The sequence below is a fragment of the Agrobacterium tumefaciens genome, from assembly GCF_005221325.1.
In the GTDB taxonomy this organism is placed as follows: Bacteria; Pseudomonadota; Alphaproteobacteria; order Rhizobiales; family Rhizobiaceae; genus Agrobacterium.
The window spans coordinates 1,687,973-1,701,862 of the sequence record NZ_CP039888.1 but is presented as its reverse complement, the minus strand read 5'-3'; the positions used below and the strand labels follow the sequence as shown (position 1 = coordinate 1,701,862).

At 57.8% G+C, this 13,890-nt stretch carries 24 protein-coding genes; all 24 read left to right on the top strand.

The window, feature by feature from the left end; translation table 11 throughout:
• The first annotated feature begins 52 nt into the window (after positions 1-52).
• Positions 53-1,228: an elongation factor Tu gene (gene tuf / locus CFBP5499_RS08965; RefSeq protein WP_080824790.1), complete on the top strand. Its 1,176-nt coding sequence runs from the start codon at positions 53-55 to the stop codon at positions 1,226-1,228.
• Between the two features lie 311 nt (positions 1,229-1,539).
• A complete protein-coding gene (gene rpsJ, locus CFBP5499_RS08960) occupies positions 1,540-1,848 on the top strand; it encodes a 30S ribosomal protein S10 (protein ID WP_003495158.1) in 309 nt (102 codons plus the stop codon).
• 168 nt (positions 1,849-2,016) lie between these two features.
• On the top strand, positions 2,017-2,658 hold the full coding sequence (gene rplC, locus CFBP5499_RS08955) for a 50S ribosomal protein L3 (protein ID WP_003507769.1): 642 nt from the start codon (positions 2,017-2,019) through the stop codon (positions 2,656-2,658).
• Between the two features lie 12 nt (positions 2,659-2,670).
• Positions 2,671-3,291: a 50S ribosomal protein L4 gene (gene rplD, locus CFBP5499_RS08950; RefSeq protein WP_010971963.1), complete on the top strand. Its 621-nt coding sequence runs from the start codon at positions 2,671-2,673 to the stop codon at positions 3,289-3,291.
• Positions 3,288-3,581: a 50S ribosomal protein L23 gene (locus CFBP5499_RS08945; RefSeq protein ID WP_006313971.1), complete on the top strand. Its 294-nt coding sequence runs from the start codon at positions 3,288-3,290 to the stop codon at positions 3,579-3,581. The genes rplD and CFBP5499_RS08945 overlap by 4 nt, the downstream gene beginning before the upstream one ends.
• A 43-nt stretch (positions 3,582-3,624) precedes the next feature.
• The gene (rplB, locus tag CFBP5499_RS08940; RefSeq protein WP_003507771.1) at positions 3,625-4,461 is read left to right on the top strand and encodes a 50S ribosomal protein L2; all 837 of its coding nucleotides are present in this window, start codon (positions 3,625-3,627) and stop codon (positions 4,459-4,461) included.
• 15 nt (positions 4,462-4,476) lie between these two features.
• On the top strand, positions 4,477-4,755 hold the full coding sequence (gene rpsS / locus CFBP5499_RS08935) for a 30S ribosomal protein S19 (RefSeq protein ID WP_003507772.1): 279 nt from the start codon (positions 4,477-4,479) through the stop codon (positions 4,753-4,755).
• 2 nt (positions 4,756-4,757) lie between these two features.
• Entirely contained in the window at positions 4,758-5,147 is a 390-nt protein-coding gene (gene rplV / locus CFBP5499_RS08930; protein WP_006313972.1) for a 50S ribosomal protein L22, read from the top strand.
• A complete protein-coding gene (rpsC, locus tag CFBP5499_RS08925) occupies positions 5,147-5,878 on the top strand; it encodes a 30S ribosomal protein S3 (protein WP_003495188.1) in 732 nt (243 codons plus the stop codon). The genes rplV and rpsC overlap by 1 nt, the downstream gene beginning before the upstream one ends.
• A gap of 38 nt (positions 5,879-5,916) precedes the next feature.
• Entirely contained in the window at positions 5,917-6,330 is a 414-nt protein-coding gene (gene rplP, locus CFBP5499_RS08920; RefSeq protein WP_003507774.1) for a 50S ribosomal protein L16, read from the top strand.
• A 12-nt stretch (positions 6,331-6,342) separates the two neighbouring features.
• The gene (gene rpmC, locus CFBP5499_RS08915) at positions 6,343-6,543 is read left to right on the top strand and encodes a 50S ribosomal protein L29 (RefSeq protein WP_003495193.1); all 201 of its coding nucleotides are present in this window, start codon (positions 6,343-6,345) and stop codon (positions 6,541-6,543) included.
• An 11-nt stretch (positions 6,544-6,554) separates the two neighbouring features.
• Positions 6,555-6,791, top strand: a complete 237-nt coding sequence (rpsQ, locus tag CFBP5499_RS08910; RefSeq protein ID WP_006313974.1) for a 30S ribosomal protein S17 — start codon at positions 6,555-6,557, stop codon at positions 6,789-6,791.
• Positions 6,792-7,025: 234 nt separating this feature from the next.
• The gene (rplN, locus tag CFBP5499_RS08905; protein WP_003495199.1) at positions 7,026-7,394 is read left to right on the top strand and encodes a 50S ribosomal protein L14; all 369 of its coding nucleotides are present in this window, start codon (positions 7,026-7,028) and stop codon (positions 7,392-7,394) included.
• Between the two features lie 12 nt (positions 7,395-7,406).
• Entirely contained in the window at positions 7,407-7,715 is a 309-nt protein-coding gene (rplX, locus tag CFBP5499_RS08900) for a 50S ribosomal protein L24 (protein WP_003495200.1), read from the top strand.
• Positions 7,708-8,262: a 50S ribosomal protein L5 gene (gene rplE, locus CFBP5499_RS08895; RefSeq protein ID WP_003495201.1), complete on the top strand. Its 555-nt coding sequence runs from the start codon at positions 7,708-7,710 to the stop codon at positions 8,260-8,262. Before rplX ends, rplE begins: the two co-directional genes overlap by 8 nt.
• Before the next feature lie 33 nt (positions 8,263-8,295).
• The gene (gene rpsN, locus CFBP5499_RS08890; RefSeq protein WP_003495202.1) at positions 8,296-8,601 is read left to right on the top strand and encodes a 30S ribosomal protein S14; all 306 of its coding nucleotides are present in this window, start codon (positions 8,296-8,298) and stop codon (positions 8,599-8,601) included.
• A 12-nt stretch (positions 8,602-8,613) separates the two neighbouring features.
• Positions 8,614-9,012 (top strand): 30S ribosomal protein S8, encoded by a 399-nt coding sequence (gene rpsH, locus CFBP5499_RS08885; protein WP_006313978.1) that lies wholly within the window; start codon positions 8,614-8,616, stop codon positions 9,010-9,012.
• Positions 9,013-9,055: 43 nt separating this feature from the next.
• Positions 9,056-9,589, top strand: a complete 534-nt coding sequence (rplF, locus tag CFBP5499_RS08880; protein ID WP_006313979.1) for a 50S ribosomal protein L6 — start codon at positions 9,056-9,058, stop codon at positions 9,587-9,589.
• 12 nt (positions 9,590-9,601) lie between these two features.
• Positions 9,602-9,964, top strand: a complete 363-nt coding sequence (gene rplR / locus CFBP5499_RS08875) for a 50S ribosomal protein L18 (RefSeq protein WP_003516127.1) — start codon at positions 9,602-9,604, stop codon at positions 9,962-9,964.
• 197 nt (positions 9,965-10,161) lie between these two features.
• Positions 10,162-10,731, top strand: coding sequence for a 30S ribosomal protein S5 (rpsE, locus tag CFBP5499_RS08870; protein WP_003495208.1), 570 nt, complete (start codon positions 10,162-10,164; stop codon positions 10,729-10,731).
• An 11-nt stretch (positions 10,732-10,742) separates the two neighbouring features.
• The gene (rpmD, locus tag CFBP5499_RS08865) at positions 10,743-10,949 is read left to right on the top strand and encodes a 50S ribosomal protein L30 (RefSeq protein ID WP_003495212.1); all 207 of its coding nucleotides are present in this window, start codon (positions 10,743-10,745) and stop codon (positions 10,947-10,949) included.
• A gap of 16 nt (positions 10,950-10,965) precedes the next feature.
• The gene (rplO, locus tag CFBP5499_RS08860) at positions 10,966-11,445 is read left to right on the top strand and encodes a 50S ribosomal protein L15 (protein ID WP_046798172.1); all 480 of its coding nucleotides are present in this window, start codon (positions 10,966-10,968) and stop codon (positions 11,443-11,445) included.
• A 329-nt stretch (positions 11,446-11,774) separates the two neighbouring features.
• The gene (gene secY, locus CFBP5499_RS08855; RefSeq protein ID WP_080824799.1) at positions 11,775-13,115 is read left to right on the top strand and encodes a preprotein translocase subunit SecY; all 1,341 of its coding nucleotides are present in this window, start codon (positions 11,775-11,777) and stop codon (positions 13,113-13,115) included.
• Complete coding sequence (locus CFBP5499_RS08850) at positions 13,112-13,702, top strand: adenylate kinase (RefSeq protein WP_003507790.1); 591 nt, start codon at positions 13,112-13,114, stop codon at positions 13,700-13,702. Before secY ends, CFBP5499_RS08850 begins: the two co-directional genes overlap by 4 nt.
• Positions 13,703-13,890: the final 188 nt, after the last annotated feature.

Sequence of the window (13,890 nt, the reverse complement as noted above, 5' to 3'; positions counted from 1 at the left end):
CCACCAGATTTGAAGATTATTCCCGCCAAGGGACAAGAATGGAGAGCCACTAATGGCAAAGAGCAAGTTTGAGCGCAATAAGCCGCACGTCAACATTGGCACGATCGGTCACGTCGACCATGGCAAGACGTCGCTGACGGCAGCGATCACGAAGTTCTTCGGCGAATTCAAGGCGTATGACCAGATCGACGCCGCGCCTGAAGAAAAGGCCCGTGGTATCACGATCTCGACGGCACACGTCGAATACGAGACGCCTGCCCGTCACTACGCACACGTCGACTGCCCCGGCCACGCCGACTATGTGAAGAACATGATCACCGGTGCTGCCCAGATGGACGGCGCGATCCTGGTTTGCTCGGCTGCCGACGGCCCGATGCCGCAGACCCGCGAGCACATCCTGCTTGCCCGTCAGGTTGGCGTTCCGGCAATCGTCGTGTTCCTCAACAAGGTCGACCAGGTTGACGACGCCGAGCTTCTTGAGCTCGTCGAATTGGAAGTTCGCGAACTTCTGTCGTCCTACGACTTCCCGGGCGACGACATTCCGATCGTCAAGGGTTCGGCACTTGCTGCTCTTGAAGACAGCGACAAGAAGATCGGTGAAGACGCGATCCGCGAGCTGATGGCTGCGGTTGACGCCTACATCCCGACGCCTGAGCGTCCGATCGACCAGCCGTTCCTGATGCCGATCGAAGACGTGTTCTCGATCTCTGGCCGTGGTACGGTTGTGACGGGTCGCGTTGAGCGCGGTATCGTCAAGGTTGGTGAAGAAGTCGAGATCGTCGGCATTCGTCCGACCTCGAAGACGACGGTTACCGGCGTTGAAATGTTCCGCAAGCTGCTCGACCAGGGCCAGGCTGGCGACAACATCGGTGCTCTCGTTCGCGGCGTTACCCGTGACGGCGTTGAGCGTGGTCAGATCCTGTGCAAGCCGGGTTCGGTCAAGCCGCACAAGAAGTTCATGGCAGAAGCCTACATCCTGACGAAGGAAGAAGGCGGCCGTCATACGCCGTTCTTCACGAACTACCGTCCGCAGTTCTACTTCCGTACGACTGACGTTACCGGTATCGTTTCGCTTCCTGAAGGCACGGAAATGGTTATGCCTGGCGACAACGTCACGGTTGAAGTCGAGCTGATCGTTCCGATCGCGATGGAAGAAAAGCTGCGCTTCGCTATCCGCGAAGGCGGCCGTACCGTCGGCGCCGGCATCGTGGCTTCGATCGTCGAGTAATTTCGACCGTTGAAATTCTGACTGGCGGCGGTGTGAACAACACCGCCGCCGGACTTTTCATAAAAAGCCTGGCGGCGTTGCATTTTTAGTGCTTGAAAAATTCGGAGAAAGCGCGTAAACGCGCACTCACACTCACCCGCTGGATTCGCAAGCGATTGCGAAGCGCGGTGTTTTAGCATTACAGACTACTGAAATGATTGGGGTGCGAGGCGCATTCCTCTCGATTTTTGAAAATCTGCGGCGCCACGATCAATAGAAGTTCATGTGTTTCCGCGTGCGGAAACGAATAACAAAGAACAAGGACAAGACGAATGACCGGCCAGAATATCCGTATCCGCCTCAAGGCGTTCGATCACCGGATCCTCGATGCCTCTACCCGTGAAATCGTGTCGACCGCAAAGCGCACCGGCGCCAGCGTTCGCGGCCCGGTTCCACTTCCTACCCGCATCGAAAAGTTTACCGTCAACCGCTCTCCTCACGTTGACAAGAAAAGCCGTGAACAGTTCGAAATGCGGACGCACAAGCGTCTTCTCGATATCGTTGACCCCACCCCGCAGACTGTCGATGCTCTGATGAAGCTCGACCTCGCTGCTGGCGTTGACGTGGAAATCAAGCTCTAAGACCCGGCCCGATCCATCCAAGGTGAGGGCTGAAATAACAAGGAAGGTACGTGGAGCAATCCAACGACTTCCAAACCGGAGACCGGAAACATCGTGAGATGTCGAAGGGCACTCCTTAACAAAGGCCAGAGAGGGTTTTCCCTTCAAGGCTCGCAAGAGGATGAACCAATGCGTTCAGGTGTGATTGCACAGAAAGTGGGTATGACACGCGTCTATAACGACGCAGGTGAACATATCCCTGTAACAGTATTGCGACTGGATAACGTACAAGTCGTTGCCCAGCGCACGGAAGACAAGAATGGCTACACCGCAGTTCAGCTCGGTGCCGGCCAGTCCAAGGTCAAGAACACGACGAAGGCGCTTCGCGGTCACTTTGCCGCTGCCAATGTCGAACCGAAAGCCAAGCTCGTCGAGTTCCGGGTCTCCCCCGAGAACCTGATCGACATCGGTGCAACACTGACCGCAAATCATTTTCAGTCCGGCCAGCTGGTCGACGTCACTGGAACCACGATCGGTAAAGGTTTTGCCGGTGCTATGAAGCGTCACAACTTCGGTGGTGGCCGCGCTTCGCACGGTAACTCCGTATCGCACCGTGCACACGGTTCGACCGGTAACAACCAGGATCCGGGCCGCGTCTGGAAGGGCAAGCGCATGGCTGGTCATATGGGCCAGACACGCGTCACGACCCAGAACCTTGAAGTCGTTTCGACTGATGAAGACCGTGGCCTCATCCTCGTGAAGGGTGCAGTTCCGGGTTCGAAGGGTTCCTGGATCATTGTCCGCGACGCCGTCAAGTCGGCTGCGAAGTAAGGGAGCCTTATCATGGAATTGAACGTCAAGACCCTCGAGGGAAAAGACGCCGGCAAGGTTTCTCTGTCGGATGAGATCTTCGGCCTCGACCCCCGCCAGGACATCCTGGCCCGCATGGTTCGCTGGCAGCTTGCAAAGAAGCAGCAGGGAACCCACAAGACCAAGAACCGGTCGGAAGTTTCCCGCACCGGCGCGAAGATGTACAAGCAGAAGGGTACGGGCCGCGCTCGTCACCATTCGGCTCGCGCACCGCAGTTCCGCGGCGGCGGCAAGGCCCACGGCCCGGTCGTTCGCAGCCACGCCCATGACCTTCCCAAGAAGGTTCGTGCGCTCGCTCTGCGTCATGCCCTGTCTGCAAAGCTGAAGGCTGAAGAACTGATCATCGTCGATCAGCTCGTTGCATCCGAAGCAAAGACCAAGGCTCTGCTGGGCAGCTTCGCTTCGCTTGGCCTGACCAACGCTCTCGTTATCGGTGGCGCTGAACTTGATGGCAACTTCAAGCTCGCAGCCCAGAACATCCCGAATGTGGATGTTCTGCCGGTACAGGGCATCAATGTTTACGACATCCTGCGCCGTGGCAAGCTGGTGCTTTCCAAGGCTGCTGTAGAGGCTCTGGAGGAGCGGTTCAAATGACGGATCTTCGCCACTACGATGTGATCGTATCTCCTTCGATCACGGAAAAGTCGACGCTGGTATCCGAACAGAACCAGGTCGTATTCAACGTCGCCAAGACTGCTTCCAAGCCTGAAATCAAGGCTGCCGTGGAAGCTCTCTTCGGCGTCAAAGTCACGGCTGTGAACACGCTTATCCGCAAGGGTAAGACCCGTCGTTTCCGTGGGTTCGCCGGTAAGCTTAAGGACGTCAAGAAAGCCGTCGTTACGCTCGCCGAAGGTCAATCCATCGACGTGTCCACCGGACTCTAAAGGTTAGGCCCAAGCGGGCAAAGACCCAAAAGGGAACAAGAATATGGCATTGAAAAGTTTCAATCCGACCACGCCGAGCCAGCGTCAGCTGGTTATCGTGGACCGCGCTTCGCTCTACAAGGGCAAGCCGGTAAAGGCTCTCACCCAGGGCCTCAGCTCCAAGGGTGGCCGCAACAACCAGGGCCGGATCACCGTCCGTTTCCAGGGTGGCGGTCACAAGCGGACCTATCGTCTGGTAGACTTCAAGCGTCGCAAGTTTGACGTTGAAGGTACCGTTGAACGTCTGGAATACGACCCCAACCGCACCGCGTTCATCGCGCTGGTTACGTATACCGACGGCGAACAGGCTTACATTCTCGCGCCACAGCGTCTCGCTGCTGGTGACAAGGTGATCGCCTCCGACAAGGCAGTGGACGTGAAGCCCGGCAACACCATGCCGCTTCAGTACATTCCGGTCGGTTCGATCATCCACAACGTCGAGATGAAGCCGGGCAAGGGCGGTCAGATCGCTCGCTCCGCCGGTACGTATGTCCAGCTCGTCGGCCGCGATGCCGGTATGGCCATCCTGCGTCTCAACTCGGGCGAACAGCGTCTGGTGCACGGCTCCTGCCTCGCATCGATCGGCGCTGTTTCGAACTCGGACCACGGCAACATCAACGACGGCAAGGCCGGTCGTTCCCGTTGGCGCGGCAAGCGTCCGCACGTTCGCGGCGTCGTCATGAACCCGGTCGACCACCCGCACGGTGGTGGTGAAGGTCGCACGTCGGGTGGTCGCCACCCGGTTACTCCGTGGGGCAAGCCCACGAAGGGCAAGCGCACCCGTTCGAACAAGTCGACCGACAAGTTCATCATGCGCTCGCGCCATCAGCGTAAGAAGTAAGAGAGGTAGTCACTCATGGCTCGTTCAGTATGGAAAGGTCCGTTTGTTGACGGCTATCTTCTCACCAAGGCTGAGAAGGTGCGCGAGAGCGGACGTAACGAAGTAATCAAGATCTGGAGCCGTCGCTCCACGATCCTGCCGCAGTTCGTTGGTCTGACCTTCGGCGTCTACAACGGCAGCAAGCATGTGCCCGTCTCGGTCAACGAAGACATGGTCGGACACAAGTTCGGTGAATTCTCTCCGACCCGTACCTATTACGGTCACGGCGCGGACAAGAAGGCAAAGAGGAAGTAATCATGGCGAAGGCTAAGACCGAACGCCGGCTGAAGGACAATGAGGCTCAGGCCATTGCCCGTACGCTCCGCGTCAGCCCCCAGAAACTGAACCTGGTTGCCGCTCTTATCCGTGGCAAGAAGGTTGATCGCGCTCTCGCCGAGCTCGAATTCTCCCGCAAGCGCATTGCAGGCACCGTCAAGAAGACGCTCGAATCTGCAATTGCCAATGCGGAAAACAACCATGACCTCGACGTCGACGCTCTCGTCGTCGCCGAGGCCTATGTTGGCAAGTCCATCACCATGAAGCGTTTCCACGCTCGTGGCCGTGGTCGTGCTTCCCGCATTGAAAAGCCGTTCGCTCACCTCACGATCGTTGTTCGTGAAGTTGAGGAAAAAGGGGAGGCCGCATAATGGGTCAGAAAATCAATCCAATCGGCTTCCGCCTCGGCATCAACCGTACCTGGGACAGCCGCTGGTACGCTGACACCGCTGAATACGGCAAGCTTCTGCATGAAGACCTGAAGATCCGGGCATACCTGATCAAGGAACTCAAGCAGGCCGGCATCGCCAAGGTGGTCATCGAGCGTCCGCACAAGAAGTGCCGCGTTACGATCCACTCGGCTCGCCCGGGTCTGATCATCGGCAAGAAGGGCGCGGACATCGAGAAGCTTCGCAAGAAGCTTTCCGAGATGACCAACTCCGAAACGCACCTCAACATCGTTGAAGTGCGCAAGCCGGAAATCGACGCAACTCTCGTTGCTCAGTCGATCGCCCAGCAGCTCGAGCGCCGCGTGGCTTTCCGCCGTGCGATGAAGCGTGCTGTTCAGTCTGCAATGCGTCTTGGCGCCGAAGGCATCAAGATCACCTGCGGCGGCCGTCTCGGTGGTGCAGAAATCGCTCGTACCGAATGGTACCGCGAAGGTCGCGTTCCGCTGCACACGCTGCGTGCGGACATCGACTACGGCACAGCCGAAGCTGAAACCGCATTCGGCATCTGCGGCATCAAGGTCTGGATCTTCAAGGGCGAAATCCTTGAGCACGATCCGATGGCTTCTGAGCGTCGCGGTCTCGAAGGCGACGCACAGGGCCCTGCAAGCCGTGAGCGTGGCGATCGTCCCGATCGTCGTCGCGAAAACGCTTGATTGACGCTGGCGAAAGATAAGCTCGGAGAAGTAAGAAAATGTTGCAGCCAAAGCGTACTAAGTACCGTAAGCAGTTCAAGGGACGCATCAAGGGCGTCGCCAAGGGCGGCTTTGACCTGGCATTCGGTGAATTCGGCTTGAAGTCGCAGGAACCGAACCGCGTGAATGCACGCGAGATCGAAGCGGCCCGCCGCGCGATCACGCGTTACATGAAGCGCGCAGGTCGTGTGTGGATCCGCGTATTCCCCGACGTTCCGGTTACGGCCAAGCCGACCGAAGTTCGTATGGGTAAGGGCAAGGGTTCGGTCGATTACTGGGCATGCAAGGTCAAGCCCGGTCGTATGATGTTCGAGATCGACGGTGTTACCGAGGAGATCGCCCGTGAGGCGCTTCGTCTCGGCGCTGCCAAGCTCTCGGTCAAGACGCGCTTCGTACAGCGCATCGCAGAGTAAGGAGCAAGGCACATGAAAGCCGATGAAGTTCGCGGCCTCAGCGCCGACCAGCTCAAGGACAAGCTCGCCGATCTGAAGAAGGAGCAGTTCAACCTGCGCTTCCAGAAGGCGACCGGCCAGCTGGAGAAGTCCTCGCGCATCAACGAAGTCCGCAAGGACATCGCCCGCGTTAAAACCATTGCCCGCCAGAAGGCGGCAGAAGCCAAGGCCTAAGGAAAAATAATATGCCGAAACGCATTCTGCAGGGCGTCGTAGTGTCCGACAAGAACGAGAAGACTGTCGTGGTCCGGGTTGAGCGTCGATTCGCTCACCCGCTCATGCAAAAGACCGTTCGTCGTTCGAAGAAGTACAAGGCACACGACGAAAACAATCAGTATAAGGTCGGCGACGTCGTTTCCATCGAGGAATGCGCACCGATCTCCAAGGACAAGCGCTGGACGGTCGTTGCCGCCCAGGCTTAATTTCATCAGAATCGCGCCAGGTCTCTTGTACTTGGCGCGGAATCCTGTATGAAGCAGCGCAAGGACGCTCGTGACCCGAGCGTCTTTTGCTTTGATGCGCACGGAAGGTCCTTCGGGAAACCACCCTGTCACGATTTTTCCGCGCAAAAAAAGAGATATTCATAAGCTGGAGCAGGGGGCTCGCTCGGGAGAGTTTGCCCAACCGTTCCGGTAACAACAAGAAGGCGACCTGACATGATTCAGATGCAAACAAACCTCGACGTGGCGGATAATTCCGGCGCACGTCGTGTCATGTGCATCAAGGTGCTGGGCGGCTCGAAGCGCAAATATGCTTCTGTTGGCGACATTATTGTCGTTTCCATCAAGGAAGCTATTCCGCGCGGCCGCGTCAAGAAGGGCGACGTGATGAAGGCGGTTGTCGTGCGCACCGCCAAGGACATCCGTCGCGCTGACGGCAGCGTCATCCGTTTCGATAACAACGCAGCCGTTCTTATCGACAACAAAAAAGAGCCCATCGGCACCCGTATCTTCGGACCGGTTCCGCGCGAACTTCGCGCCAAGAACCACATGAAGATCATCTCGCTGGCTCCGGAAGTACTGTAAGGAGCGATTGCGATGCAGAAAATTCGTAAAGGCGACAAGGTTGTCGTATTGACCGGTAAGGACAAGGGCCGTACCGGCGAAGTAATCCAGGTGATGCCGAAAGAAGACCGGGCCGTTGTGCGTGGCGTAAACATGGTGAAGCGTCACCAGCGCCAGACCCAGGCCCAGGAAGCCGGCATCATCAACAAGGAAGCATCCTTGCACATCTCCAACATTGCCATCGTCGATAAGGATGGCAAGCCGACCCGCGTTGGCTTCTCTGTTGTGGATGGCAAGAAGGTCCGCGTGGCCAAGCGTTCGGGAGAAGTGATCGATGGCTGATAAGTACGAGCCGCGTCTCAAGACGGAATACGTTTCCCGTATCCGTGGCGCCATGCAGGAGAAGTTCTCCTACGCGAACGTCATGATGATCCCGAAGCTTGAAAAGATCGTGATCAACATGGGCGTCGGCGAAGCAACAGCCGATTCCAAGAAGCCGACGATTGCTGCCGGTGACCTGGCTGCGATTGCTGGCCAGAAGCCGGTCGTTACCCGCGCTCGCAACTCGATCGCTGGTTTCAAGGTTCGCGAAGGCATGCCGATCGGTGCGAAGGTTACCCTTCGTGGCGCACGCATGTACGAATTCCTTGATCGTCTGGTCAACATCGCGCTGCCGCGCGTTCGCGACTTCCGGGGCCTGAACCCGAAGAGCTTTGACGGCCGTGGCAACTTCGCCATGGGCATCAAGGAACACATTGTGTTCCCTGAGATCAACTACGATAAGGTTGATCAGATGTGGGGCATGGACATCATCGTTTGCACGACGGCGACGTCGGACGACGAAGCTCGGGCTCTGCTTACAGAGTTCAACTTCCCGTTCCGTCACTAACCGTAACGACGAGCGTAGAAAAGGAACTCCGATATGGCGAAAACAAGCGCAGTTGAAAAGAACAAGCGCCGCCGCAAGTCGGTCGCCCAGCAGGCTACCAAGCGTGCTGCACTCAAGGCGATCGTGATGAACCAGTCCCTTCCGATCGAAGACCGGTTCAAGGCCACTCTGAAGCTCGCTTCGCTGCCGCGTGACGGCTCGAAGACGCGTATCCGCAACCGCTGCGAAGTAACGGGCCGTCCGCGCGCGTTCTATCGCAAGCTCAAGATGTCGCGTATCGCGCTTCGTGAGCTGGGCAATTCCGGCAAGGTGCCGGGCATTGTCAAGTCGAGCTGGTAAGGAGACGGGCACATGACCATGACTGATCCTTTGGGTGATATGCTCACCCGCATCCGCAATGGTGCTGCTCGCCGTAAGTCTTCGGTAAGCACGCCTGCTTCCAGCCTGCGCGCACGCGTTCTCGACGTGCTGCAGTCTGAAGGCTACATTCGCGGTTATTCCAAGGTCGATTTCGAAAACGGCAAGGCCGAATTCACGATCGAACTGAAGTACTACGAAGGCGCGTCGGTGATCCGTGAGATCGGCCGCGTGTCCAAGCCGGGCCGCCGGGTTTATGTCTCGGTAAAGTCCATTCCGCAGGTCGCGAACGGCCTCGGCATCACCATCCTTTCGACTCCGAAGGGCGTGATGGCCGATCACCAGGCTCGCGAACAGAACGTTGGTGGCGAGGTTCTTTGCTCGGTCTTCTAAGACCCGAGCAAGGATCTCCATAACGAACAGACAGGATTGAATAATGTCTCGTATCGGTAAAAAGCCCGTTCCGGTTCCCGCAGGTGTGACGGCCAATGTCGACGGCCAGAAGGTCACTGCGAAGGGCCCGAAGGGTGAACTGTTTTTCGTCGCCAATGACGACATTCAGCTGAAGCTCGAAGATAACGGCGTTTCCGTAACCCCGGCTAACGGCACCAAGGAAGCTCGTTCGAAGTGGGGCATGTCCCGCACCATGATCGAGAACATCTTCAAGGGTGTTAAGGACGGCTATGAGCGCAAGCTCGAAATCAACGGCGTTGGTTACCGTGCCGCCCTGCAGGGCAAGAACCTGCAGCTGGCTCTCGGTTTCAGCCATGACGTTGTTTACGAGCCTCCGGTCGGCATCACCATTGCCGTGCCGAAGCCGACGGAAATCATCGTTTCCGGCATCAACAAGCAGCAGGTTGGCCAGGTAGCCGCGGAAATCCGCGAATACCGCGGTCCCGAGCCCTACAAGGGCAAGGGCGTGAAGTACGCTGAAGAGCGTATTGTCCGCAAAGAAGGCAAGAAGAAGTAAGGATCACGCGAAATGGCTAGCAGGAAAGAAGCACTTGCACGTCGCGCGAGCCGTGTGCGCCGCCAGATCAAGGCGGTTGCCAATGGCCGCCCGCGCCTGTCGGTTCATCGCTCGTCGAAGAACATCTACGCCCAGATCATCGATGATGTTGCTGGCAAGACGCTTGCGTCTGCCTCCACGCTCGAAGCGGATCTGCGCGGCTCGCTCAAGACCGGCGCCGACGTTGCGGCAGCAGCTGTCGTAGGCAAGCTGGTTGCAGAGCGTGGCGTCAAGGCTGGCGTCAAGGATGTCGTATTCGATCGTGGCGCATTCATCTATCACGGCCGCATCAAGGCTGTGGCTGAAGCTGCCCGTGAAGGCGGTCTGAACTTCTGAGTGCATGACCCTTTCGATTTTTTGAAATCGAAAGAAAGGATCATGCACCAACCAAGATGCTGCAGCGCTTCTTGCGCTGCAGTTTCCGCCCGGACAACGATCCGGGCGGAATTTCACCGGACCATGCGGATCTCGTCATCGAGGCCGCTGGTCTTTTCGTTTGCCGTTCCACCCGTAAAAGAAAAAGGACAAGGACAATGGCACAGGAAAAAAGAGGTTCTCGCGACGATCGCCAGAACCGTGAAGAGCGCGATAGCGAATTCGTCGACAAGCTGGTCGCGATCAACCGCGTTGCAAAGGTTGTTAAGGGTGGCCGTCGCTTCGGCTTCGCCGCTCTCGTCGTAGTTGGCGATCAGAAGGGCCGCGTTGGCTTCGGTCACGGCAAGGCTCGTGAAGTTCCGGAAGCGATCCGCAAGGCAACTGAAAGCGCAAAGCGCGATCTGATCTTCGTTCCGCTGCGCGATGGCCGCACTCTGCATCACGACGTCAATGGCCGTCACGGCGCAGGCAAGGTTCTGCTGCGTTCGGCCAAGGCCGGTACCGGTATCATCGCCGGTGGTCCGATGCGCGCCGTTTTCGAAACGCTCGGCGTTCATGACGTTGTTGCGAAGTCGACCGGTTCGTCGAACCCGTACAACATGGTTCGCGCTACGTTTGACGCTCTGAAGCATCAGGTTCATCCGAAGGACATCGCTGCACAGCGTGGTCTGAAGTATGCGACCCTTCAGGCTCGCCGTGCCGCTTCCGGCAACGCTTCTGAAGAATAAGGAGCTGGATCATGGCCAAGAAGACTACTGAAGCCAAGAAGACTGTCACGGTCGAACAGATCGGCAGCCCTATTCGCCGCCCGGCAATCCAGCGTCAGACGCTGGTCGGTCTGGGTCTCAACAAGATGCATCGTCAGCGCACCCTGGAAGATACTCCGGCGGTTCGCGGCATGATCCGTGCGGTCCAGCATCTCGTTCGCGTCGTTGACGAGAAGTGAGACGGAGTAACCTATCATGAAACTCAATGAAATCAGAGACAACGAAGGCTCTTCCAAGGACCGTATCCGCGTAGGTCGCGGTATCGGTTCTGGCAAGGGCAAGACCGGTGGTCGCGGTGTGAAGGGTCAGAAGGCTCGTTCGGGCGTCGCCATCAACGGCTTCGAAGGCGGTCAGATGCCAATCTACCGTCGTCTGCCGAAGCGCGGCTTTAACAACATTTTCGGTTCCGAATATGCTGTTGTGTCGCTCGGCCGCATTCAGACCGCCATCGACGCCAAGAAGCTTGACGCTTCCGCAACGATCGATGCTGCTGCCCTCAAGGCTGCCGGCGTCATCCGCCGCGTCAAGGACGGCGTGCGCATTTTGGCCGACGGCGAGCTGAAGGCCAAGGTTGCCTTCGAAGTTGCCGGCGCTTCCAAGCCCGCACTCGAAAAGATTGAGAAGGCCGGCGGCTCGATCAAGCTTCTCGTGGTTGCAGCTGAAGCCTCCGAGTAATATATAGACTTCAGACGCCCGGGGCTTCGTCGCTCCGGGCGTCTGCGCTCCCTGGCCTATGCTGCTCTCGATCTAAATCGATTTATAGAGACACCATGGCAAACTCTTCGCGGTGCAGCTTTTATGCGCCCCGCTTGCGGCAGAAAGTGCTGCAGGGAGAGCCTCACAGTTCTTGAACTTCCGTAGGGGAGGGGATAGGACATAAAAAAACAGGGTGAGGCATGATGGCGGCGCAAGGCCGTGTTCGTCCGAAGCCCGGTTTTTGAACCAGTATTTAGACCTTTCCGCATCGGCCAGTATTGGCTGGCAAGGGTCGTTCGGAGAAATTTATGGCTTCAGCAGCGGAACAACTGGCTTCGAACCTGAATTTTTCGACCTTCGCTAAGGCGGAGGATCTGAAAAAGCGTCTCTGGTTTACTCTTGCCGCACTTCTCGTCTACCGTCTCGGCACCCATATTCCGCTTCCGGGTCTGAACCCCGAAGCCTATGCGCAGGCCTTCCGTGGCCAGGCCAACGGTATTCTCGGTCTTTTCAACATGTTTGCGGGCGGCGCTGTCGAGCGCATGGCGATCTTCGCCCTCGGCATCATGCCTTACATCTCCGCTTCGATCATCGTGCAGCTCATGACCTCGGTCGTGCCCTCGCTCGAAGCGTTGAAGAAGGAAGGCGAAGCCGGCCGCAAGATCATCAACCAGTATACGCGCTACGGCACGGTGCTGCTCGGCACGCTGCAGGCCTATGGCATTGCGGTCGGCCTTGAAAGCGGCAACGGTCTCGTGGTCGATCCGGGCCTGTTCTTCCGCATTTCCACCGTCATCACGCTGCTTGGCGGCACGATGTTCCTGATGTGGCTCGGCGAGCAGATCACATCGCGCGGTATTGGCAACGGTATTTCGCTGATCATCTTCGCTGGCATCGCCGCAGGCCTGCCCAAGGCTCTTGCCGGCACGCTGGAACTCGGCCGCACCGGCGCGCTGTCGACCCCGCTCATCCTGATGGTTGTCATCGTGGCCATCGGCGTCATTGCCCTCATCGTCTTCGTGGAGCGCGCCCAGCGTCGTCTCCTCATACAATATCCGAAGCGACAGGTCGGCAATCGGATGTTCCAGGGCGATACCTCGCATCTGCCGCTGAAACTGAACACGGCCGGCGTCATCCCCGCGATCTTCGCATCGTCGCTGCTGCTCCTGCCGGCAACGGCTGCAGGTTTTGCCGGTAACACCAACCTGCCGACCTGGGCGACCTCGATCATCGCGTCGCTGCAGCATGGCCAGCCGTTGTTCATGGCGCTCTATGGTCTGTTGATCGCGTTCTTCGCATTCTTCTACACGGCAATCGTGTTCAATCCGAAGGATACGGCTGACAATCTCAAGAAGCATGGTGGCTTCATTCCAGGCATTCGTCCGGGTGAGCGTACCGCGGAATACATCGATTACGTCCTGACCCGCATCACTGTGGTCGGCGCGATTTATCTGGTCTTCGTGTGTATCCTTCCTGAGACACTTATCGCACGTACGGGCATTCCATTAGCCCTTGGTGGTACTTCGCTTTTGATCGTTGTCAGTGTAACTCTGGATACGGTTGCGCAGATTCAGGGTCACCTGATCGCCCAGCAGTATGAAGGTCTGATCAAGAAGTCGAAGTTGCGTGGAGGAAAGAGGGGACGATGAGACTGATATTTTTGGGTCCGCCGGGTGCGGGCAAGGGAACCCAGGCCAAACGGCTGACTGACAAGTACGGGATCCCGCAGCTTTCCACCGGTGACATGCTTCGCGCTGCGGTCAGCGCGGGCACCGAAATCGGCAAGCGCGCCAAGGCCGTCATGGACGCCGGCGGTCTTGTTTCCGACGATATCGTCAATCAGATCGTTTCCGAACGCATCGAAGCACCGGACTGTGCGAAGGGCTTTATTCTCGACGGCTATCCGCGCACCGTTCCGCAGGCCAAGGCGCTTGCTGACAACATGCGCAAGAAGAATCTGGTCCTTGATGCCGTCATCGAACTGAAGGTGGATGAAGAGGCGTTGATTCGCCGAATCGAAAACCGCGTGGCCGAAACCATTGCCGCTGGCGGCACGGTTCGCTCGGATGACAACCCGGAAGCTTTCCGCAAGCGCCTGACGGAATATCGCGAGAAGACCGCGCCGCTGTCTGCCTATTACAGCGAACAGGGCGAGTTGGTGACGCTCGATGGCATGGCAGATGTCGATGCCGTCACCGAGGCCATTGAGCGCGTTCTCGAGAAAGCCTCTGCCTGATTGACGGGGCGGATGGGCAAGCGCTGTTGCGTTCTTGCCCGTATCCCGCCTCCGCATGACGGCTGATCCTCTGGATCGCAAAAGAATCTTGGCGGAGCCGGTTGCTTTTTTGCGCTGATTCCGTTAAACACCGCGCCAACTCGCGACATCCCAAGCGACTGGCGCGGATTTCCCTAAAGGGAGGGAGA